The sequence below is a fragment of the Promicromonospora iranensis genome (genome assembly GCF_028994805.1).
GTDB classification, from domain to species: Bacteria; Actinomycetota; Actinomycetes; order Actinomycetales; family Cellulomonadaceae; genus Promicromonospora; species Promicromonospora iranensis.
In genome coordinates this window covers 179,846-202,301 of sequence record NZ_JAJQQP010000007.1, presented here as the reverse complement: position 1 = coordinate 202,301, position 22,456 = coordinate 179,846, and the positions used below count along the sequence as shown (strand labels likewise).

At 70.2% G+C, this 22,456-nt stretch carries 13 protein-coding genes; 6 read left to right on the top strand and 7 right to left on the bottom strand.

Going from position 1 to position 22,456, the window contains the following annotated elements:
- Positions 1–19 precede the first annotated feature (19 nt).
- Positions 20–3,307, bottom strand: coding sequence for a DEAD/DEAH box helicase (locus LUM46_RS13700; RefSeq protein ID WP_274994601.1), 3,288 nt, complete (start codon positions 3,305–3,307; stop codon positions 20–22).
- A gap of 96 nt (positions 3,308–3,403) precedes the next feature.
- Here LUM46_RS13700 and LUM46_RS13695 point away from each other — a divergent pair, with 96 nt between their 5' ends.
- Complete coding sequence (locus LUM46_RS13695) at positions 3,404–4,207, top strand: hypothetical protein (protein ID WP_274994600.1); 804 nt, start codon at positions 3,404–3,406, stop codon at positions 4,205–4,207.
- Between the two features lie 21 nt (positions 4,208–4,228).
- Here the strand turns inward: LUM46_RS13695 and LUM46_RS13690 are convergent, their stop codons facing one another.
- Together LUM46_RS13690 and LUM46_RS13685 are read right to left on the bottom strand one after the other, a co-directional pair.
- Entirely contained in the window at positions 4,229–4,633 is a 405-nt protein-coding gene (locus LUM46_RS13690; protein WP_274994597.1) for a hypothetical protein, read from the bottom strand.
- Positions 4,634–4,739: 106 nt separating this feature from the next.
- Positions 4,740–6,041, bottom strand: coding sequence for an MFS transporter (locus LUM46_RS13685; RefSeq protein WP_274994596.1), 1,302 nt, complete (start codon positions 6,039–6,041; stop codon positions 4,740–4,742).
- 214 nt (positions 6,042–6,255) lie between these two features.
- Between LUM46_RS13685 and LUM46_RS13680 the strand changes: the two genes are divergently transcribed.
- The 3 genes from LUM46_RS13680 (at position 6,256) to LUM46_RS13670 (ending at position 11,036) form a co-directional block, all read left to right on the top strand.
- On the top strand, positions 6,256–7,998 hold the full coding sequence (locus tag LUM46_RS13680; protein ID WP_274994595.1) for a polymorphic toxin-type HINT domain-containing protein: 1,743 nt from the start codon (positions 6,256–6,258) through the stop codon (positions 7,996–7,998).
- Positions 7,999–8,014: 16 nt separating this feature from the next.
- Positions 8,015–8,398: a hypothetical protein gene (locus tag LUM46_RS13675; RefSeq protein ID WP_274994594.1), complete on the top strand. Its 384-nt coding sequence runs from the start codon at positions 8,015–8,017 to the stop codon at positions 8,396–8,398.
- Between the two features lie 262 nt (positions 8,399–8,660).
- Positions 8,661–11,036 (top strand): esterase-like activity of phytase family protein, encoded by a 2,376-nt coding sequence (locus tag LUM46_RS13670; protein ID WP_274994592.1) that lies wholly within the window; start codon positions 8,661–8,663, stop codon positions 11,034–11,036.
- An 85-nt stretch (positions 11,037–11,121) separates the two neighbouring features.
- On the opposite strand, the gene LUM46_RS13665 is transcribed toward LUM46_RS13670, so the two are convergent.
- Entirely contained in the window at positions 11,122–12,555 is a 1,434-nt protein-coding gene (locus LUM46_RS13665) for an alpha-amylase (protein ID WP_274994591.1), read from the bottom strand.
- A gap of 405 nt (positions 12,556–12,960) precedes the next feature.
- Between LUM46_RS13665 and LUM46_RS13660 the strand changes: the two genes are divergently transcribed.
- Positions 12,961–14,460, top strand: a complete 1,500-nt coding sequence (locus LUM46_RS13660) for a hypothetical protein (RefSeq protein WP_274994590.1) — start codon at positions 12,961–12,963, stop codon at positions 14,458–14,460.
- Between the two features lie 15 nt (positions 14,461–14,475).
- On the opposite strand, the gene LUM46_RS13655 is transcribed toward LUM46_RS13660, so the two are convergent.
- Together LUM46_RS13655 and LUM46_RS13650 are read right to left on the bottom strand one after the other, a co-directional pair.
- Entirely contained in the window at positions 14,476–14,673 is a 198-nt protein-coding gene (locus LUM46_RS13655) for a PspC domain-containing protein (RefSeq protein WP_274994588.1), read from the bottom strand.
- Between the two features lie 90 nt (positions 14,674–14,763).
- Positions 14,764–14,952 (bottom strand): PspC domain-containing protein, encoded by a 189-nt coding sequence (locus tag LUM46_RS13650; protein ID WP_274994587.1) that lies wholly within the window; start codon positions 14,950–14,952, stop codon positions 14,764–14,766.
- A 210-nt stretch (positions 14,953–15,162) separates the two neighbouring features.
- Here LUM46_RS13650 and LUM46_RS13645 point away from each other — a divergent pair, with 210 nt between their 5' ends.
- Positions 15,163–17,562, top strand: a complete 2,400-nt coding sequence (locus tag LUM46_RS13645) for a hypothetical protein (RefSeq protein WP_274994586.1) — start codon at positions 15,163–15,165, stop codon at positions 17,560–17,562.
- A gap of 56 nt (positions 17,563–17,618) precedes the next feature.
- Here the strand turns inward: LUM46_RS13645 and hrpA are convergent, their stop codons facing one another.
- Positions 17,619–22,334 carry an ATP-dependent RNA helicase HrpA gene (gene hrpA / locus LUM46_RS13640; protein WP_274994585.1) on the bottom strand — a complete coding sequence of 1,572 codons (4,716 nt, stop codon included), beginning with the start codon at positions 22,332–22,334 and terminating at the stop codon, positions 17,619–17,621.
- Between the last annotated feature and the right edge of the window lie 122 nt (positions 22,335–22,456).

Here is a 22,456-nt window from a genome sequence, read left to right as displayed (position 1 = left end):
CGAGCTCGACCGACGGCGCTCAGCCCTCCAGCAGCCCCCGGATCTCCTCCGGGCCCAGCGACCCCGCGAACGCGCCCGCGTCGTCGCTCAGCACGGCGTCGAAGAGCCGGGCCTTACGTTCCTTGAGCGCCATCACCTTGTCCTCGATGGTGTTCTCCGAGACCATCCGGAACACCATCACGTTCCGCGTCTGCCCGATCCGGTGCGTCCGGTCGATCGCCTGCGCCTCCGTCGCCGGGTTCCACCAGGGGTCGAGCAGGTAGACGTAGTCGGCCTCGGTGAGGTTGAGCCCGAACCCGCCGGCCTTGAGGCTGATCAGGAACACGGGGGCCGCGCCGTCCTTGAACCGATTGATCACCTCAGGGCGCTTCCGGGTCGACCCGTCGAGGTACTCGTAGGGGATCCCCAGCTCTGTGCAGACCTCCGCCGCCTTGGCCAGGAACGACGTGAACTGGGAGAACACGAGCGCGCGATGCCCCTCGGCGGCGACCTCCGCCAGCTGCTCGGCGAGCAGGCTCAGCTTGGCCGACGGAACGCCCGCGTACTCCGGGTCCACCAGCGAGGCGTCCAGCGCCATCCGGCGCAGGGTCGTGAGTGCGCGGAAGACCGCCACCCGGTTCTCGTCGAAGCTCTCGAGCAGGCCCAGCAGGCGCGACCGCTCGCGCTGCAGGTGCGTGTCGTAGATCCGCCGGTGCCTCGGATCCAAGGCCACGCGGAGCACCTGCTCCTGCCGCTCGGGCAGCTCGGGTGCCACCTGCTCCTTCGTGCGGCGCAGCAGCAGCGGCCGGATCCGACGGCGGAGGCGAGCCAGCAGCGGCGTCGAGTCACCCTCGCCGGAGACCGGCTTGACGTAGTCCTCGCGGAACTTGGTCGGTGACCCGTACAGCCCGGGCGCCACGATCGCCAGCATCGCCCACAGCTCCATGAGGTTGTTCTCCATGGGCGTGCCGGTGATCGCGAGCTTGAACGGCGCCTTGAGGCGGCGGGCCGACTCGTTGGCGCGCGTCTGGTGGTTCTTCGCGAACTGCGCCTCGTCCAGGATCAGACCAGCCCACTCCACGTCGCCGAACGACTCGAAGTCCAGGCGGAAGATTGCGTACGACGTCACGACGATGTCGGCGCCCGCAGCCACCTCCGCGACGGTGGTCCGCGCCTTCGCCGCGGTGGTCGACAGCGTCGCCACCTTCAGGTCCGGTGTGAACTTGGCGGCCTCCGCGGCCCAGTTGCTCACGACCGACGCCGGCGCGACCACGAGGAACGGCGCGCCACCGCCGTCGGACATCTCCTGCCTGGCCTGTGCGACGAAGGCGAGGGTCTGGACGGTCTTGCCGAGACCCATGTCGTCGGCGAGGATCCCGCCCAGCCCGTGCCGCCAGAGGAAGGTCAGCCACTCGAAGCCGTGCTGCTGGTAGGGCCGCAGCTCGGCCTTCAGCCCCACGGGCGGTGGCACCGGCTCCGGCCCGTCGACGCCGTCGGCGGTCAGCGCGACCAGGTCGCTCACCGAGCGTCGCCAGCGGTCGGACTGTTCGACGACGTCGGCCACCTGCTCGAGCTCTGCCCACAGGCCGGCGTTGAACCGGCTGATCCGCAGCTTGCCCGGCTGGTCGGACAGCCGCTGCGCCTCTTCGATCAGGGCCCGCAGCTGTGCGAACACGGGAAGGTCCGTGCGCAGCCAGGTGCCGTCGGTCAGCATGAACCGCTTCTTGCCCCGCGCGAGAGCGTCGAAGACCGGGCCGAACGGGATCTCGCGCCCGTTGATCGTGACCATGACGCCCAGGTCGAACCAGTCCAGGTCGCTGCTGTCGTCCGCGCGCATGCTGACCACAGGCGTGGCCTCGAGACTGTTGTACTCGGGCAGCTTCTCGCTCTCCACGCGGACGTCCGGCTGCTCTCGGAGCACGGGCAGCACGGTGGTGGCGAAGTCCATCGCCTGCAGGCCGCGGAACACCTCGGGCGCCACACGGAAGTGGCCGAAGCCCGGCACCTCTCGCACCGCGGCGATCGCGCGGCCGAGCGTCGCGGCCTCGGCCGCGAGGTCGCGCAGGTCCGCGCCTGCCTCCATGGCCGTGGTCAGCGGGTATTCCTTGTCCGACGGCTGGTACGCCCACCGCCACGCCACACTGATCTCCGCCGGGGAGACCGCCTTGACGGTGGCCACGAGCTCGGGTCTGGGCAGGTCCGGCAGCTCGACCTCGGGGTCGGCGCGCACCTGCACCTCGCGGCGCAACAGCGGCAGGTAGTCCGCCAGGAACTCGTCGACCGCCTCGGCCGGGATGGTGAGATCGGCCAGGTGGGCGGCCGCGTGCTCCTGGTCGGTGAGCGGCGCTGCCGCCGGGCCCAGGGTGATGGTGCGGCCCGAGGACGTCTCCTCGATGGCGAACAGGCCGTGGCGACCGAGGGCTCCGACGGAGGTCGCCACGGTGACCGCGCCGTCGAAGGCGACCGTCCGCTCGAGGCGCGCACCGCCGTCGGGCAGCGAGAGGTCGAGGGCGATGGACGCCTCGCCGGCGAGCCGCAGGGACTCGCGCTTCGACTTGCCGACCAGCTCGATGCCGAGGTCGGCGGCGTCGGCGAGGTGGCGCCAGAACGGGCGGGGGAGCACGTCGTCCAGGCTGATCCAGTCGCCGGCGCTCACGTAGCCGTAGCCGCGCGGACTCGTGGCGCGCAGGGCATCGAGCGTGGTGAACCACTCCCGGACGCTGGGATCGAGGCCGCGCAGGAACCCGTTGCGGATGTAGTTCCACGACGCCGTACCGCCCACCCATGAGCCGCGGTCGTTGCGCTGGACCGGCCGGATCGACAGGGAGAGGTCGTGTGCGGGGGCCGTGCCGTCGACGCGGAACTGCAGCGCCAGCTCGGGCTGCTGGTCGGCACCCGACGAGGACACGGGTGGGGCTGCGGTCGGCGTCGTCGGCACGAGCTGCTGCACCGCCGCCTTCCACTCCGGTACCTGAGGCGTGCGCTTCAGCGAGGATGCGGGCCGGACCATCGACGCCAGGCCGTCCGACCCGGACTCGATGAGCGTCGCGACGACGTGCTTGCAGGCCGAGCCGACCGGGCACGTGCAGTCAGTGCCGACGACGACCGGCGGTCCGGGCGGGTTGGTCTTGAACTCGATGGAGCACGAGTAGGTGCTGCGGCCGCTGCCGCGCACCCACGAGATGAGCAGGAGATCGTCCGGCAGCCACTCCCACGAGATGACCCGGCCCTGCTTCTGGTAGTCCTCGCCGCGCAGGAACGCGCCACTACCCACCAGAAGCTTGATCGCCGCGGGGTGGATGCGCGGGGCGGGGACGGGCGTGGGCACCCCTCCATGGTTCCACGCCCGGACGACTGGTCCACGGAGTTATCCACAGCGTGCCCTCAACGCCAGGATGTCGGTGGTCTCTGGGAGAGTGGCGCCATGCACACCCTGCCTGACGCCGGTCGCCGGCCCGCCGCGCTCAGCGTCCTCGTTCTCGCGGTGGCCGGATGGACGTCCGTCCCGATACGCCTCCTGATCCCGGGCAACGAGCTCGACCTCAGCTTCACCATGAACAATGCGATCTTCGTGATCGAGGACGCGGCGATGGCCGGAACGGTCCTGCTCGGGGTCGGAGCCGCAGCTCTCCGGGCCAGACGAGTCCTGATCGGGGCCATGGCCATCGTGGGTGTGCACCTGCTTCTCCAGCTCGGCACGGCGGGGGTGCAGCTCGCGAACGGCGCCCGGCCCGAGCTCATCCTCGGCACACTTGTCGCGATCCTCGTGCTGGGGGTGGTGCTGGCCGGCGTCCTGCTCGCGCTGCTCCTACGCACGCCGACGACGGCACGCCGGGCCGGACTTGTCGTGGCCCTGCTCGGGGCAGTTGTCCACACCCTGTGGACAAGCGTGCTGCTTCCGGTGGTCGCGATGCTGCCCTACGGGGGGCCGCCGCCAAGGGTGGTCGGCTCGCTCCTGCTCGCGATGGCGATCAACCTGCTGGTGGTCGCGGCGGCGGCCCTGTGCGGGTGGGCAGCGTCGGCCGCGCGGCGGGTCGGCGCACTGCTGGCCGGCGTGGTCGGGGTGCTGGGGATCGCAGCGGGCGCCGGCGCCATAGGCGCCGTCGATGGGGCCTATGGCGCCTATGGCGCCGGGCAGATCGTGCAGGCTCTGCTGACGCTTGCGGCTGTGCCGTTCGCGGTCATCGCGGGTCGACGGCAGGCGGCAGCCCGGCGGGCGGCGTACTGACTCACCGGTCCAGCCTCGGTCCTACTTCGCGGAGCTCACCCGGATCTCCTCGAGTGCGACGACCTCGAGGATCTGCTTCACGATGATCGGGCCGACCGACTCCCACGAGAGCATCTCGGCGATCACCATGTAGGACAGGTCGTCCCCGGTGAAGCAGCCGCCACGATGCAGTGCGTTGAGAAGTCGGTGCTTGGGCCAGTCGAGCTCGTCGAGGCGCTCCACCCGCCGCACTGCGGGGAAGAGCCGGCCGACGGGCAACGACTTGAGACGGGTCACAGCGGCTTCGGCGAGGCGGGCGGTGCCGGTGTCGGTCTTGTTGTCGACGTGACCGACGTACCAGGCGTCGTCCTCAGCCATGACCTCGCGAAACCACGGGAACACCTCACCCCAGGTGGGTGTGGGGGTGACGGCGGGTGCGTCGGACATGAACGGATGCCTCCAGTCCCTGTGTAGGTAAGTGCATCAATCCTTGCACCGTTCCGGCGCCAAAACAGGCACGATCGGCTCTAGAGACCGGACCTCATCCACAAATTCACCCTTCCAGCGGTTGCCGAGCGAGGGAAGCCGTGCGAGCACCGCGCAGACCGAACAGGATCGAGGCCGCCAGGTACCCGAGGGAGAGGGCGACGAAGAGCCCGGGGGACCAGCCGGCGTCGGGCACGAGGAAGGCGGCGAGGGCGGCCGCACCCACGAAAGCAGCGTTGTAGAGGACGTCGTAGAAGGCGAACGCCCGGCCGCGGTAGGCGTCCTCGGAGTCCCGTTGCACGATCGTGTCGACGGCGATCTTCGCGCCCTGTGCGGCGAGCCCGAGCAGCCCCGCAGCGGTGACGACGCTGACGAAGCTCGGCTCGGGCACGAGGATCAGCTGCGACACACCAGCCAGCAGCAGCATCACGGCGATCCAGGACTGCGGAGCCATCCGTCGGGCCAGGACGGCGGTCAGCACGATCGCGAGCCCACCGCCGACGCCTGTCGCACCGATCACCGTGGCGAAGGTGGCGAGCCCTGCTGTCCGGTCGCCCGGCTCGGCCAGCAGGTTGCGTGACATCAGGATCGCGGCGATGAACACCACCCCGTACAGGAACCGGTGCAGCGCCATCACCAGCAGCGCCTCACCGGGAGTGCGGCGGGCGGCCAGGTAGCGGGCGCCGTCGACCAGGCCGCGCGCCACGACCACCACCTCGTTCCGGATCGAGCCGACGGCCGGTTCCGCCGGACCCAGCAGGGTGCGGGACATCCGCAGCCCGAGCAGGGAGGCGCAGCCCATGACGACGCAGGCGCAGGTCAGCGCCGTCGCGTCCTGGATGCGGCCGGCCGGCATCGCGAAGCCGAGCACAAAGCTCAGGCCGCCACCGAGGAACGCGGCGCCCGCACCGAGGGTCGGCGTGAGCGCGTTCGCCGTGAGCAGCAGGTCGCCCTGGACCACGCGCGGCAGGCCGGCCGAGAGGCCCGCCAAGAGGAATCGGTTGACGCTCAGGGCCGCGAGCCCCAGCACGTAGATCGCGGGTGTGACACCTTGCGTGAGCATGAGCACCGCCATCGTGCCGGTGATCAGCACGCGGACGGCGTTGCCGAACACCAGCACCTGCCGTCGTTGCCAGCGGTCCAGGAACACCCCGGCGAACGGCCCGACGATGGTGAACGGCGCCAGCATGATCGCGAAGGCGCCCGCGATCGCCGCGGCCGACCCCTGCGACTCCGGGCTGAAGAACAGTAGGTTGGCGAGACCCACCTGGAACATGCCGTCGCCGGCCTGGGACACCAGGCGGACCGCGAACAGCTTGCGGAACCCGGGCAGGCGCAGCAGCGCTCGTAGTTCGCCAAGGACGGTCACTCGCTCACAGTAGTTGCCCACCCACCGCCGTGGTGGGCGACGACGGCGCGGGCCCGGGCGAGTGCGAGCGGGCGGTCCGCGGAGTACGCCGGAGCCCGCGTGCCATGGGGAGTGCTATCCATGGTGTGGGTGTCCGCCCGTGGATATTCTCCCTGGTCGGAGGTGGTTCCGTGATGGATCCGTGTGTCGGTGGAGTCAGTGCAGGTGTAGTGCGATGAGGCCGTCTGATTGGTCGCCGGTGGGGTTGGACGCTGATCCGACGCCGGGTGACCCGGTGCTGGTGCTCTCGGGTGGGCAGGAGTATCTGGAGGTCGCGTCCTCGATCGACAACGCCGCCTCCTCGATGTCGCGGTTGGATGTGGACGGCACGGTCTCGCAGGCTGTGGATGCGTTGATGGCGACGAAGGAAGACACCATCGGGGAGATCCGTAAGGCGCACGGCCGGTACGTCGCCGCCGGGGAAGCCCTGGTCGGGTACGCCTCCTCCCTGGAACGGGTGCAGTCCGAGACGCTGACCGCGTTGGACCAGGCCCGTGATGCGCAGGATCAGGTGCAGGCGGCATCGGGGTCGAAGGACCGGTGGCAGGACCTGGCTGACTCGGCGAAGGACGAGACGGAGAAGCGCGAGTACGAGCAGAAGGCCGACCAGGCCGGTGGTGAGGCCGACCAGGCGGCGGGTGTGATCTCGTCGGCGAAGTCGACGATCGAGTCCGCGGTCTCGGACCGCGACCGGGCGGCGGAGCATGCGATCGACCGGATCGAGGAGATCACGTCCTCGGATGATCTCAATGATGGGTGGTGGGACAACTGGGGTTCCAAGCTCGTCGCCGCGATCGCGGACATCGCCGACATGATCTCCACCATCGCGGGGATCCTCGCGATCATCGTCGCGTTCATCCCCGTCGTCGGTACCGCCCTGGCCGGGGTGCTCCTGGTCATCGCGGCGGTCGCCGCCATAGTGAGCGCGGTCGCGAACATCACGCTCGCGGCGACCGGGGAACGTTCCTGGGCCGAAGCCGGCCTCGCGATCGCCGGTGCCGCACTCTCCCTCATCGGGCTGGGTGCTGCGGCGAAGGCTGCGACCGGGGTGGCCAAGGGGATCAGCAAGGGTGCGATGAAGCAGGGGTTGGCGTCGGGTAAGAACTGCAAGCTCGGGTTCGGGGCCTGCTTCGTGGCCGGCACCCCGGTCCTGACCGCGGACGGCACCAAGCCGATCGAGGACATCGTCGTCGGGGACAAGGTCTGGACCCGCAACCTCGTCACCGGGCTGGACGAGCTGCAGCTGGTCGCCGAGACCTTCGTGCACCAGACCGTCGCCCTGCATCACCTGACCATCAACGAGTCCGTGGTCTCCACCACGGCGGAGCATCCGTTCATGGTCCAGGACAAGGGCTGGCAGATGGCCGGGAACCTGCGCCCCGGCGACGTCCTGGTCACGCCCGAGGGCACGACCGTCCTGGAAGCGGTCAACATCGAGGAACGCGACCTCGCAGACATCGAGAACGTCTACAACTTCCATGTCGAGAACAGCCTCAACTACTACGTCCAGGCCGGCGACACACCCGTCCTGGTCCACAACAACCACGGCGGCGGAGCGGCACCGCGTGTCTGGACGTCCACCGACGCGCACGTCGGGAAACTCGCCAACGACATCGACGCCGCATTCCCCGGCCGGGTCAAGGCCATCAATCACGAGATCCCCATGACGAGCGGCCCGCACAAGGGGTTCAAGCGGGAGATCGACATCGAGCTGAACGATGGCCTCGTTATTCAGGTCAAGAAGGACCAAGCCCGAGGTCTCGGTGGACAGATCGAGAAGACCAAGGCCACCACGGGCCGCGACTGCATAGGCTTTGCGCCAGACAACCCCCGACCGGGGGCGATAGCCCAGGCGGCGCGTGATGGAAATCTGATCTTCACGAAGACCGAAGACCTCATCGCCCACATCACACCGTAACTAGGAGCTCATCAGGATGAACGGGGCTTTCATCGTCTCTGGGGACGAGGACCTTTTCGAACAGATCGAGCGAGTGCTCGTGGCGCACGGCGGTCTGCCCGGCGAGAATGCCGTGCAGGTCACTGGTTCTGACGGGACGCTGTTCACCGTCTACGGCAAGCTCGGCAAGGAGTTCGAGTACGACCTGAGCGAGGAGCCCGAGGAGATCAAGGGCGACGCCACTGCCGTTCCCGAGTTCACCACGGCCACCTCCTGCTGGGCCGAGTGCCGGTCTGCCGAGAAGTTCGTGGAGTGGGTGCAGGTGATCGCAGAGGATCGGCCGAGTGCGACCTGGGTACTGGACGGGAACGGCGTCCTCTGGTCGGACGCGGTCCTGGATCCGGCACGGCTGTCTCTGTAGAGGCGCTGGCCGGCGTCGTATCGGGGTAGGACCAGGACTCATGACGAGCCACGGCGAGCCCCCTCTTCCCATCGCGGACGAGACGGCCGAGCGCGAAATCTGATCGGAATGCGTCCGGGGACCGCGGAAGTTCATCTCGGGGACATCCCCGCGACAACTGCGGTCCCTCGGCGCGATACCGAGCCACGCGACGGTGCCCCGTGTGTCTCCCAACCGCCGCCATGCGGCATTCATCGCTTCTGGCGCTGCCCTCGCACTGGGGTTGAGCGCATTTCCGGCTTTCGCGGTCGGTCAGCAAGCCGCGACAGGCTCGACGGGAGCCTTCGGGGTCTCGACAAGCTCGGTCAACGGTGTCGGCTCGGCCCCGGGAGCCGGGTCGACCCGTCCCGGCGAGACCTTCCACCGCCTCGCCACCTACCCCGTCTTCCTGAACGCTCCCGCCGACGTCGACCCCGCCGACGAGACGGTCGCCGAGATCTCCGCGATCAGCGAGGACGGCAACACCCTCGTCCACACAGACGCCGCCGCGCGCCGCATCGGGTTCCTCGACATCAGCGACCCCGCGGCGCCGCGGGGTCTCGGCTCCCTGTCGCTCGCCGAGCTCGGTTCGCAGCACGACGAGCCGACGTCGGTCGCCATCGTCGGTGACTACGTGCTCGTCGTGGTCGACAGCTCGACATCCTTCACCTCGCCGTCGGGCCGTCTCGACGTCGTCGACCTCGCGACGCGCACCCGCGTGCGCTCGATCGACCTGGGTGGTCAGCCCGACTCGATAGCCGTCACGCACGACGGCGCGCACGCCGTCATCGCGATGGAGAACCAGCGCGACGAGGACGTGCTGGCCGACACAGGCGAGGGCGAGGAGGGCGACCTGCCGCAGGCGCCTGCCGGGTTCCTGCAGTTCGTGGATCTCCCGAGCGCGGACCCGGCGACCTGGCAGACCCGTCCTGTCGAGCTCGACGTGGCTGCGCTCTCCGCGGCAGGCCTCGACACCCCGCAGGACGCCGAGCCGGAGTACGTGTCGATCAACCCGTCCGACACCAAGGTCGCGGTGACACTCCAGGAGAACAACGGCATCGCCGTGCTCGACGTCGTGTCCGGCGAGCTCGAGAACGTGTTCTCGGCGGGTGACGTCGCGCTGGAGGGCGTGGACGTCGCCGACGACGGTGCCATCGACCAGACCGGCTCCCTCGAGGCGGCTCCGCGTGAGCCCGACGCGATCGGCTGGGTCGACGACGAGCACGTCGCCACCGCGAACGAGGGTGACTGGAAGGGTGGCACGCGCGGCTGGACGGTCTTCGAGGCTGCGACGGGCGACGTCGTGTGGGACGCCGGCACCCAGCTCGAGGAGCTCGCCGTGCGCGTGGGCCTGCACAACGACGACCGCGCCGGCAAGAAGGGCGTGGAGATGGAAGGGCTCGCGGTGGCCACGCTCGACGGCGTCCGCTACGCGTTCGTGGGCTCCGAGCGGTCCAACTTCGTGGCGGTCTACGACGTGTCCGACCCGGCTTCCCCGCGGTTCGTGCAGGTCCTGGCCACGACGAACGGCCCGGAAGGCATCCTCCCGGTACCGGCGCGGAACCTGCTCGTCGTGTCCTCCGAGGAGGACTCGGCGAAGGACGGCGTCCGCGCTTCGGTGTCGCTGTTCGGCAAGGGCAAGCGGTACTCCGCCGCCGCGGGATCGCCCGCGTTCCCGTCGATCGTGTCGGCCGACGTCCGGACGGCGACCGGCGCGTCGAAGCCGATCGGGTGGACGGCGCTCGGAGCGCTCTCGGCCGACCCGGCGAAGCGCGACCGGCTGTGGACCGTGACTGACGCCGCGAAGTCGCCGACGTCGATCCTCTCCGTCTCGACGGCCGGCCAGCGCGGCAAGAAGGCCCGTCCGGTGGTGATCGATCGCGAGATCGTCGTCACCGAGGACGGCGAGCCCGTAGGCCTGGACGCCGAGGGCATCTGGGCCCGGCCGTCGGCCAAGGGTCGGACCGGCGGCTTCTGGCTGGGCGTCGAGGGCGCGACCGGTACCGAGAACGCGCTGGTCCGCGTGTCGGCGTCGGGCCGGGTCGAGGAGCGCGTCAGCCTGCCCGACGGCGTCGCCGCCGGACTCGGCAAGTGGGGCATCGAGGGCGTGACCGGGACCGTGGACCGCACCGGCGAGCACCTGTTCGTTGCGCTCCAGCGGGGCCTGACCAGCGACGACGGTGTGGGCGGCTATGCCCGCATCGGGCGCTACGACGTCGCGACCGGCGAGTGGACCTGGTTCGGTTACCCGCTGTCCGCGCCGACGGCCGCCGGCGACTGGGTGGGCCTGTCCGAGGTCACGATGGTGGATCGCGACACGCTCGCGGTCATCGAGCGGGACAAGCTCAACGGCCCGGCGGCGGCGCTCAAGGCCGTGTACACGGTGGACCTGCCGCGGCGTGCGTCGTCGGAGGGCGTGACGATGCTCGACAAGGAGCTCGCGATCGACGTCCTGCCCGCGCTGCGGGCGACCAACGGGTGGGCGCAGGAGAAGCTCGAGGGCCTCACGATCGGCGGCGACGGTCACGTGTACGCGGTGACCGACAACGACGGTGTGGAGGACGCGACCGGCGAGTCGGTCTTCCTCGACCTGGGCAAGGCCCGCAAGCTGTTCCGCTGACAACCCCTCGTTGTGGGCGTGATCGTTGTTCCCAAAACCGGCACGTAGCCGCAACGGTCACGCCCACAACGAGAATCTGCTGGTCCTAGCCTCGGGCGTTCACGTGGAGGGCCAGGGCGCCGTACGCCGGGATCGATGCTGTGAACCAGCCGTTCCCGTTGACGGTTCGCGTCACCGAGCAGTTCGACGACGCGACGACGTCGCAGTACGTGCCCGCCGGAAGCGACGTCTGGAACGAACGCTGCACCGCGGATCCGGTGTTGTTCAGGACCACGTATCCCCGGCTGCCGCGGCCGTAGGCGATGAGGTTGCCGCCGTCGTCCCACCAGTTCGTGACCTGGGTGCCGGACACCGCGTTGTGGAACCCGACCATGCCGCGCACCTCCGTCCAGCGCTGGGTGCAGGTCCACCGTCCGGCGCCGCAGGTCGCGTCGGGTATCGAGGTCTCGGTGGCGCCGGGCGCGCCGGCGTCGGTGTTCGAGAACTCGTAGCCGGAGTACACGGTGGGCGACCCGTACGGCCACGACAGCAGGAACGTGTTGGCCAGCACGTACTTGGCGCCCCACTTGTAGCTCATCGACTCCCCGTTGCGCTCGGTGTCGTGGTTGTCCACGAACACGCCCGCCCGGTCGGACCGCAGCTTGCCGTCACCGACGAAGCGCAGGTTCTTGATCTGCCCGTCGAAGTCGTGCCTGAGCTGCCGGGCGTAGTCGAACTCGTGCGCGTCACCGCTGCCCAGGTACTCGGACGGCTGGATCGGCTCGCCGGCGGCACCGATCACCTCGTGCACCCAGAAGACGTTCGGGTTCCGCATCCGCGACTTGATCGCCTCCAGGTCCGACGCCGGGACGTGCTTCGACGCGTCGATGCGGAACCCGTCGACGCCGAGCGAGACCAGGTCGTCGAGGTATGCCGCCAGCCTGCCGCGCACGTAGTCGGAGCCGGTGCGCAGGTCCTGCAGAGCGACCAGGCGGCAGTTCTGCACCTGATACCGGTTGGTGTAGTCGGAGATGTCGGTGCGGCAGTCGTTGAAGTCCGCGGCGCTGTACGTGCCGGTGAAGTTGTCGTCCGAGTACGCGGTGCCGGCCACACCGGTCCCCGACCGGCCGGCTCCTGCCATGTGGTTCACGACGGCGTCCGCGATCACGCCCACCCCGGCGGCGTCGCAGGCGGCGACCATGTTCGCGAACTCGGCACGGGTCCCGAGCTTCGACTCGATCCGATAGCTCACCGGCTGGTACGACGTCCACCACTGGGAGCCGCGGACGTGCTCCATCGGCGGGGACACCTGGACGTAGCCGAAGCCGGCCGGGCCGACGACGTTTCTGCACTCCGCGGCGACCGAGTCCCAGGTCCACTGGAACATGTTCAGGATGACGTCGCCGTCGCCGTGCGCCGGTGTGGCGGCCCGGGCCGTTCCGGCGGAGGGGGCGGTCGCGACCAGGCTCAGGCTGAGTGCAGCAGCGAGCGTTGTCAGGGTGGCGAGCAGGCGTCGGGGCACGTTCGGATGGCGCGTCATTGCGGCTCCTTGGCGTCGGCCGGGCTGAGGCGCGTGCGGCGTTGCACGGCTGTTTCCGGATCTTGCTGCAAGTGTTGCAGGCCATCCGGCGACACGCCCAGAGGGCCGGGCGAAAAGCCCCTGGCCGGGCGTGTCGGAGGTGGGTGCTCAGTCCTCGGTGCGCATGAGGATCCAGAACGCGATGCAGGCGAGGAGCTGCGGTCCCGGGATGAGGAACGAGGCGACGGTGAGGATGGGAGTGTCCGGTGACGCTCCGGTCGGTCCCTGATCCTTCCCTGGGAATCCCAGGGTGAATTCCGGAGCCGCACGGAGATCGGCGGTCCACTCCCCGTAGCCTGACTGTGCTGGTCGGCCGGAGCAGGGACTCCGGGGCCACGCCTCAGATCCGAGAGGGAAGGGACGGCAGTGGGATACGCCCACAGGACACCCGGGTGGGCGGGCCCGCTCGGCGCCAAGGACCGCAGGACGTACTGGGGCGTGGTTCCCCTCGAGCCGCACGGCCCACCCCGCGGCCTGCCGCCGCACCCGGACGACATAGCGCCTGTCGGCACCTTCGGCGACTGGTACGACGCCGCATGCGGATACTTGTGGCGCGCCGAGCGGGTGGACCTCTCGGTGGTCCGGCTGTTCGCGGGGAGCCTGTTGATCGTTCTCCAGACCGTGGGCCTGTTCCCGCTGGTGGGCTTCGCCGCCTCGGCACTGTCCGGGCTGCCGGTGGCGGCTCCGGGTCGCCGGGAGGTCGTTGCCGGCGTCATGCTGCTCGCCGTCGTCTGGACCGGTTGGATCGTGTACCGGCGTCGCTGGAACCGGGCGTGGGAGCTACGCAAGGCCTGGTCCTGGGCGATCCACGACCCTCGTGTCCTGCAGCTGCCCGAGCGACCGCTCGGCGTGGGCGAGGAGCGTGACATCGACACCGATCCCGAGATGACCCATCCGTACCGGGCCCGGCTGCACGTGCGGATCGAGGACCGCCCGTTCGTCGACGCGGCCTTCTTCAGTAGTTCGCACACCGATCGGGTCCGTCGACGTGAGGTGGCGCGGGTGTACCTGCCGCTGTTCGCCTTCATCGTGGCACTGGCCGGGGTCGCCATGTCGCCGGCCTGGTGGGAGTTCGAGCCGGGGCAGTACGGGGTGCTGCTCGTCGCCTACCTGCTCGCCGCGTTGCCGCCCCTGGCTTTCTCTCTGGGGCGTTACTTCCGGCGGATCTTCCTCGTCCAGCGGCTCGCCCGGGAGGACGTCGAGGAGCGGCACCGGTGGATGGGCTGGCAGCTCCTGCACGGACTACCCGGTACGACCGCCGTGGCGGAGAGCACCCCGGATGTCGCCTCCGACCGTCCACCGGTCGCGCGTACCAACACCGGTCCGGACATCCGGGAAGCGCGCACCGCCGAACAAGGGTCGCGAGCGACAGTCGTGTTCGGCGCCGCGTTCTTGTTCGGCATCTCCGGGCTGGTCGGCGTGCTCGTCATGCTCAGGGATCCGGAGAAAGGCCTCACGTTCCTCGCCGGCGTCGCGTTCCTCGGCGTGGTGTGCCTGACGTTGTTCCTCTGGCACCGGTCAGGGCGGCAGGACGCCGGACGGGACGGCACGGGATTCATGATCCGGGTCGAGACCCCGAGCAGCCCTCCATCGCCGAGCACGATGGTGCCGTCCGGTGACATGGTCCTCACCCTGTCGGAGGGGCACGCCCACCTGAGCCCGGTCGACAGCTCCCGCCCGGAGTTCAGCGTCCCCGTGACGGCGCTGATCAGCGCCGTCGGGACGCTCCTCCGGGACGGCAAGCAGTGGCTGGTGCTGCCGGACGACAGCCATGTGGCCATCAGCTGCTCCGACTACGTGGGCCTGCGCGACGCCGCGGCCGACGCCGGGATCCCGGTACTGCTCCCAGGGCCGCAGCCGCTGTGAGCAGGACCGTGGTCGTCAGGCCGCCTGGCGCTCGTTCGGGATGAAGATCCAGCAGATCAGGTAGGCCAGGACCTGGGGTCCGGGGATGAGGATCGAGGCGACCGTGACGACCCGGACGACGGTGGGGTCCCAGCCGAAACGGCGGGCGATACCGGCGCAGACGCCGCCGATCATGCGGCCCTGACGGGGACGGGACAGCTTGGGTGTGCTCATGCCTCGACGGTATGCGGAGCACGCGCGCCAGGCTATGGGGCGATCCCCGGATTCGACCCCGAGACCCGTCTGCCGTGCCGCAGGGTGGGATCAGTCGTCGTTGGGCATCAGGATCCAGAACGCGATGTACGCGAGGAACTGGGGCCCGGGAATGAAGATCGAGGCCACCGTGACGACCCGGACGAGAGTGGGGTCCCAGCCGAATCGGCGGGCGACGCCGGCGCAGACGCCGGCGATCATGCGCCCCTGGCGCGGACGGGAAAGTGTCTGTGTGCTCATGTCTCCGACGGTATTTTGCGCCTCTGGTCCCGAACCATCGGGTGATCCCCCGGTCTCTCCCTGATCCGTCCCTGGGAATCGCCCGAGAGCGGGGTGGGGGTGAACTTGCGTGCGTTGTGTTGTCGCCGCGTTCTCACCGCCTCTACTCTCGGCGCGACCCTTGCCCGGGGCCGTGGTGGTCCCGGTGCGAGCCTGGAGAGGAACGTCGACGTGAACCCCTTTCGCTCTGCGGGTGTACCGAGCCGGATGCTGGCAGTCCTGACCGGGGGTGCGCTCCTCGCCGGCGTGATCACGGTGCCCGCGACCCCGGCGTCCGCCGCAACGCCGTCGCCGTCGCCGTCGCCATCGCTATCGCCGTCGCCGTCAGCGAAGGTCGCCGCAGAGCCGCTCGCGGCGCCGGCGATCACGGTGAACGGCGAGACCTGCGGCGACGAGCCGGCCTGGCACACCGGTACGGGCGACCGTCTCGCCGCACGGTGGGCCGCGACCTTCGACTCCGGCACGACGGAGACGGCGGTCCTGTACACGATCGTCGGGCCGGACGGTGAGGACGTGAGCAGTTTCGCCGCGCCGGTCGACGACGGCGTGGGCACGACCGATCGCTCGTTGTACCTGAACCACGACACCGTCTACAGGGTCGAGGTACGCGTCCGCACCGGTGACACCTGGGCTCCGGAACCGGTGGCGTCATGCCGCTTCGGGGTCCGACAGCCTCCTGTGGTCTCCACGGTCGTGCCGGTGCTTGCTGCCCAGGCCGTGTATGTCCACGACGAGGCACGCGGTGGTGTGGGCGTAGCCGGCAAGTACCTGGTGGCCGCAACCCGTCAGGGCAAGGCCGTCGCGTACGAGTACGCCGTGAGCGGGACCACTTCCAGGCCTGCGACGTGGGAGAGCATCCCCGTGGCGGACGGCGAGCCGGCGGTGCTGCCCGTGGTCCCGGCGGCGTCCGGCCGGCAGTACCTGCACCTGCGGGGCATCGACCAGTACGGCGTGCGTGGCCCGTCCAGGACGAGCAGCTTCTTGGTCGGGACCCCCGCCACCACGAAGCCCGCACCGCCCGCAGTCACCGTGCGCGAGCTGGAGGACGGAACCCCGGATGACGGTCATGTCCCGCTGGAGGTCGCGCTCACGAGCGACCTGGGCACCACGCCGATGGGGGTGGTGATATTCCGGCACGCCTCCCGGGAGATCGGTCGTGCGGTGTTCGACGAGCAGTCGGAGACCGTCCAGGTGGATCAGTCCGGGCTCGGTACCGGATTCCAGGACGTCAATGCCGAGTACCGGCAGTTCACGGGCGCCCTGCGGATGGTGACGACCGTCCGGGTCTGCGTGAACGACTGTGCCTTCACCGGCGGCAAGGCAGCCATCACGGCGCTCGGCGACGCCCGGCTGGACCCGAACCTGGTCGTGGAGGTGTCAGGGTTCTCGCCCGAGCCGACGTCCTACCGGTACGAGTGGCTGAGGGACGGCAAGGTGGTCTCCGCGGGGGGAAGCGACGAGGACCGCCACTACCTCAGTCTTCCCCCGGACGAGGGGCGCACACTGACCGCCAGAGTGACGGCATACGGTCCACGCATGGCGCCCAAGACGGTCACGGCCTCGGTCAAGATCGGCGACCGGCCGGACGCCGACGTCTGCTACGGCGGGAAGTACATCGGTTCGAGGTGGCTGAACAACTACACGTACTGCAGCACCACCGCCACGTCTGCCGGCGAGGCGGGCAGCGGCCGGTCGATCGAGATGCTGGTCGCCGAACCATGGCCGGGCCCTGGGTACACGTACTCCAGGGTTGGTGAGTCCGACGACCCCAACGTCGCCTACTGGTTCGACATGGAGGGCTACGTCCAGGGCCGTGGCTGGGAGGGGCTCAAGAGGAAGGGCGATGTCTACCACGTCGGCAGCGTCGGGCAGAACCGTCGCCTCGAGGCGTTCCGCATCGACGACGGCGGAGCGCTGGCCCCTTACTACGACGTCTGGTACCGCGCCTACGTGCCGAAGCACGGCTGGCTCGGCTGGGCCAAGAACGGCGAGAACGCGGGCACCACGGGGTTCGGCCACCGCATCGAGGCAGTCCAGATGCGGATACTGCCCAAGGGCACGCGACGCTCGGCGTCGGGCACCGGCAACGCGCCCTTCTACGACAAGGGGACCCAGTTCCAGGTGACGGTGCAGCCGTACATGCGACCGTCGGGCTGGCGGCCGCTGGTCCACGGCGGCTCGACTGCCGGCCTCACCAGCACCACACAGCGGCTGAACGCCGTGCGTGTGGGCGTGGACGGCCGATACTCGGGCGGGGTCCAGGTGGCGGCCAAGGTCGAGCGCGACGGCTGGCGGTCCTTCGTGCGCGACACGAAGGTCGCCGGCACCTATCACGGCACGAACCGTACGTCCGCCTACAAGATGCGCCTCACCGGGGAGATGGCGAAGCGGTACGACATCTACTACCGGGTCCACGTGTCCGGGGTCGGGTGGCTCGGCTGGGCGAAGAACGGTGGCGGCGCGGGCACGGAGTCCTACAGGTACCGCAACACGGCGGTGCAGGTGGTGCTCGTCAAGAAGGGCGAACGCCCTCTGATGAGCGGCTACGGCAGGGCGGCCTACAGACGCTGACCCGTGGCCGCGGGGAGGGATGACCCGACGGCCCGCCCGACTTCACCTGGTCGGGCTCACCAGCCGTTCGGCACCAGCACCTTCCGGATCCGCTTCTCGCTGACCGGGCCGTCCGTACCGAGCTGCTGCGCGAACAGCGAGACGCGCAGCTCCTCGAGCATCCAGCGGACGTCCGCCAGCTCGGCGGCGCGCGCGGCGTCGGGGGAGCCGGCGGCGTACGTGGCCAGGGCCTTCTCGTACGCGGCCGTCACGTCGCCGATCCGCCAGGCGAGGTCGGAGTCCCGTGCCGGGTTCTCCGTGGCCTTCGTGAGGCGGTGCGAGTCCGCGCGCAGATAGCGGGCCAGGTGCGGCAGCCGCCGCGGCGGCGTCGCCGACGCGAACCCGTCGTGGATCAGGGCCGCGCGGTGCTCGCGGAGGTCCTGCAGGGTGTTCAGGAGCGCCAGGCTGCCGGACGCGCGGATCTCCGCCTCGAGCGTCCGGCTCGCCGACAGCGCGGCCACCACGTGCCCGACGACGCGATACACCTCGTCCTCCAGATGCTTCCGCACGAACGCCAGCGCCTCGGCGTACGCGGCAGCGGACCGCACCGACGCCGCATCCGGCCCGCCCGGCGGCGTGTCGTACCGCGCCGAGTCCCCACCGGACGTCAACGAGACCACGGCCGCCAGCTGCAGATCAGCGACCAGCGCCTCCGTGTTCGCGTACGGCGACGCGGCCATCGTCAGCGACTGCGTCCCCGTCCACCGCGACGTGATCCGCCCGGTACCCAGAGCGGCCTCGGACAACAACAGCCGCCGCACCCCAGCAGCGTGCGCAGAAGCTTGAGCATTCTCCTCAGCCAGGATCCGCAACGACACCCCGACGGACCGAGCCTGCCCCTTCACCTTGGGCGCCACCTCCTCCACGAGAGCCGGGAACCCCCGCACCACCACCCCGGCCCCCACATCGGTAGAGACGGAAACCGGCAACGCCCCACCCTCGGGCAGCCCAGCAGGCCAAGACGTCAGCCCGCTCTGCTCCGCGACAACAGCACCGCCGACGCCGGCAGACCCGGCGACACCAGCACCCCCGCCAACCACCCCCCGACTGGAGCTACTGCCCACCTCCAAAGGCGACGCACCGACGGAGGGCGCGGCGGGCGAAGACCCGCGCGCGACCGTATCCCCGAACGGAGCGCCCCCTGGGGCGCGTGAGTGTGTCGCGCGCGGGTCTTCGCCCGCCGCGCCCGCCCCAGCCGAAGCAGCCGCCCCAGCCGAAGCAGCCGCCCCAGCCGAAGCAGCCGCCCCAGCCGAAGCAGCCGCCCCAGCCGAAGCAGCCTCCGCAAGAGCCCGACCCACCGCACCCTTCACAGCAGACCGCACAGCAGCTTCAGCCCGCCCCGCCAGCTTCCGCTGCAACAGCAGCAGATCCTTCGACTCGTCCAGCACGATCGACGACGCGTCCCGTCCCCGCCCGCGCTCCTCGATGACCCGGAACGTCATCCGGAGGTGCCCAGGAAGCCGCGAGACCCGCTCCTCGTCCCAGACCTCGGGCGGCACGACGACGTCGCGGAGCTGCCGGACCGCTCGCGTGAACGCGGAGACGTACGGCTCCGCCATGTCGCCGGCCCGGACGATGTCCTCCCAGGCCGGGCACTCCGCCCGGACCCACGCGACGATCTCGCGTGCGACGTCCGGTGCCGGGACGAGCTCGCGTCGCACCGCCTTGGGCAGCGACTTGATGGTCGCGATGGTGAGCTCCTCGAGGAGCCCGGGCACCATCCAGTCGAATCCGTCGGGTACCACTCGGGCGAGCACCGCGACGGGGACGTGCACGGTGACGCCGTCGGCCTCGGAACCGGGCTGGAACTGGTAGGTGAGCGGCAGGGAGAGCTCGCCCTGGGGCCACTTCTCGGGGAACTCGGACGTGTCGACCGACGCGTCGCCGACCAGCTGCTCCATGGTGAAGGTGAGCAGGTCCGGCGTCTCCTTGCGCGCGCGCGACCACCAGCGGTCGAAGTGGGCGGCCGAGACCACGGAGTCGGGCACGCGCTCGTCGTAGAAGGCGAAGAGGTCGTCCTCGTCCGCGACCAGGCCACGCTGCCGGGAGCGGGCCTCGAGCTCACCGGCCTCCTCCAGGAGGGCGCGGTTGTCGTGGAAGAAGCGGTGGTGGGTGGTCCACTCGCCCTCGACGAGCGCGTGCCGCACGAACATCTCGCGCGCCGCCTCGGGGTCGACCTTGGCGTACAGGACCCGCCGGTCGGCCACGATGGGCACCCCGTACAGCAGCACCTTCTCCGAGCACATCGCCGCACCCTGCTTGGAGGACCAGTGCGGCTCCGAGTACGTGTGCTTCGCGAGCGGTCCGGCGAGGTCCTCGGCCCACTCGGGCTGGATGCGGGCGACGTCGCGCGCCCACAGGCGGCTGGTCTCGACGAGCTCACCCGCCATGATCCACGCCGGCGGCTTCTTCGACAGGGGGGACCCGGGGAAGATCGCGAACCGTGCCCCTCGCGCCCCGATGTACTCGTTGCGCGCCTGCTTCTTCGCCCGCTTCAGCGCGATCTCCCGCTGGGCCCCTCGCAGGTGCGCGACGGCGGACGCCTTCACCTCACCCGTGTCCTGCATCCCGAGCTGCGAGAGCAGCCCGGCGAGCAGCGAGCGGTGGATCGTGTCGTCGTCCCAGGTCTGCCGATAGGACGGCGACTCCTCCTCGGCGCCCTCCGCCGGACCCGGCCGAGCGCCGTCGGGCCGCTGCCGGGGCTGGAACGACATCTCGATGCCCAGCGGCTTCGACATCTCGCGCAGCTGGGCGACGACGTCCTGCCACTCGCGGATGCGCAGGAAGTTCAGGTACTCGGACTTGCACAGCCGTCGGAAGGCCGAGCTGCCCATCAGGTGCTGCTGCTCCCGCACGTACTCCCAGAGGTTCAGGTACGTGAGGAAGTCGGAGCGAGGGTCGGCGAACCGGGCGTGCAGCTGGTCGGCCTGCGCACGCTGCTCGGCCGGGCGCTCGCGGGGGTCCTGGATCGACAGCGCGGCCGCGATGATCGCCACCTCGCGGGCGACGCCGTGCCGGGAGCCCTCGATGACCATGCGTGCGAGGCGCGGGTCCATCGGGAGCTGGGCGAGCGTGCGGCCCACCTCGGTGAGCTGCGTGACCGTCCTGCCGGCGGTGCCGGTCGGGACCTCCTCCAGCGCACCGAGCTCCGTGAGCAGCTGGACGCCGTCGCGGATCGCGCGCGTGTCCGGGGGCTCGACGAAGGGGAAGCGGGCGACGTCGTCGGGCGTGCTGACGACGCCGACGGAGATCATCTGCAGCAGCACCGACGCCAGCGACGTGCGCAGGATCTCGGGCTCGGTGAACTCGGGGCGGCTGTTGAAGTCCTCCTCCGAGTAGAGGCGGATCGCGATGCCGTCGGCGACCCGGCCGGAACGGCCGCTGCGCTGGTTGGCGGAGGCCTGCGACACCGGCTCGATCGGCAGCCGCTGCACCTTCGTCTGCTTCGAGTAGCGGCTGATGCGAGCAGTGCCGGGGTCCACGACGTAGTGGATGCCGGGAACGGTCAGCGAGGTCTCGGCGACGTTGGTCGCCAGGACGATGCGCCGCGAGGCGTGCTGCTGGAAGACCCGGTGCTGCTCCGCGCTCGACAGCCGCGCGTACAACGGCAGGATCTCGACGTGCTGCGGGTGCTTCGGGTCGCGGGCGCGTTCCTTGAGGTGGCCGGCGAGGCCGTCGGCGGTGTCGTGGATCTCGCGCTCGCCCGAGAGGAACACCAGGATGTCGCCGTTGCCCTCGCGCAGGAGCTCGTCGCAGGCCTCGACGATGCCGGTGACGAGGTCCTTCTCCTCGCTGCCCCGCTTCGAGGGTCGGGTGCCTGCCGGTGGCCGACCCGGTCGAGACCCCTTCCCTCCTGCCTGTCGCGCGTTCCGGGAGGCCTCGGCGTCGCCGGAGGTCTGGTCGTCCGGAGCCTCGTCGGGCGACAGCGGCTGGTAGCGGATCTCTACCGGGAACGTACGGCCGGAGACCTCGACGATCGGGGCGAGCTCCGGCAGCACGTCCGTCACGTAGGCGGGGGCACCGCCCCGCTCGGCCAGGGCCGCGGGGGAGAAGTGCGCGGCGAACCGCTCCGAGTCGATGGTCGCCGACGTGATGATCAGCTTGAGGTCGGGCCGCTGAGGAAGGAGCCGCGACAGGTAGCCGAGCAGGAAGTCGATGTTGAGGGACCGCTCGTGCGCCTCGTCGATGATGATCGTGTCGTAGGCGAGCAGCTGCGGGTCACGCTGGATCTGGGCGAGCAGGATGCCGTCGGTCATGACCTTGACGAGCGTCTGGTCGCTCGACTGGTCGGTGAACCGCACCTGGTAGCCCACCACGCCGCCGAGCTCCGTGCCGAGCTCCTCGGCGATGCGCTCCGCGACCGTGCGCGCCGCCAGCCGCCGGGGCTGGGTGTGCCCGATCTGACCCTGCCGGCCCCGCCCGAGATCGAGTGTGATCTTGGGGATCTGGGTGGTCTTTCCGGAGCCGGTCTCGCCGGCCACGATCACCACCTGGTGATCACGGATCGCCGCGGAGATGTCCTCGCGGCGTGCGGAGACGGGCAGCTGCGCCGGGTATGTGATGGGCGGCACCTCGACGGCGGCGCGCTTGGCGGCCGCCGCCTCGAGCTGAGCCGTCGAGACGCGCTGCGGCCCGCCGCGGCGGGGCCGACGGTTCTGCCTGTCGCTCTGCTTGCCCGGCCCACGGCGACGGTTCCGGCCCCCGCCCGGGCGGCCGCGATCGCCGTCGGACACTGGGGTGGAAGAAGGCTCGGTACTCACAACGCCCCATTCTCCCAGGGACGGCAAGGTCATTTGCCACCGGGCCGCATCACGGGTCAGTCCCGCGGGCCGTCCGGCCGGCCCGCGGGACTGAC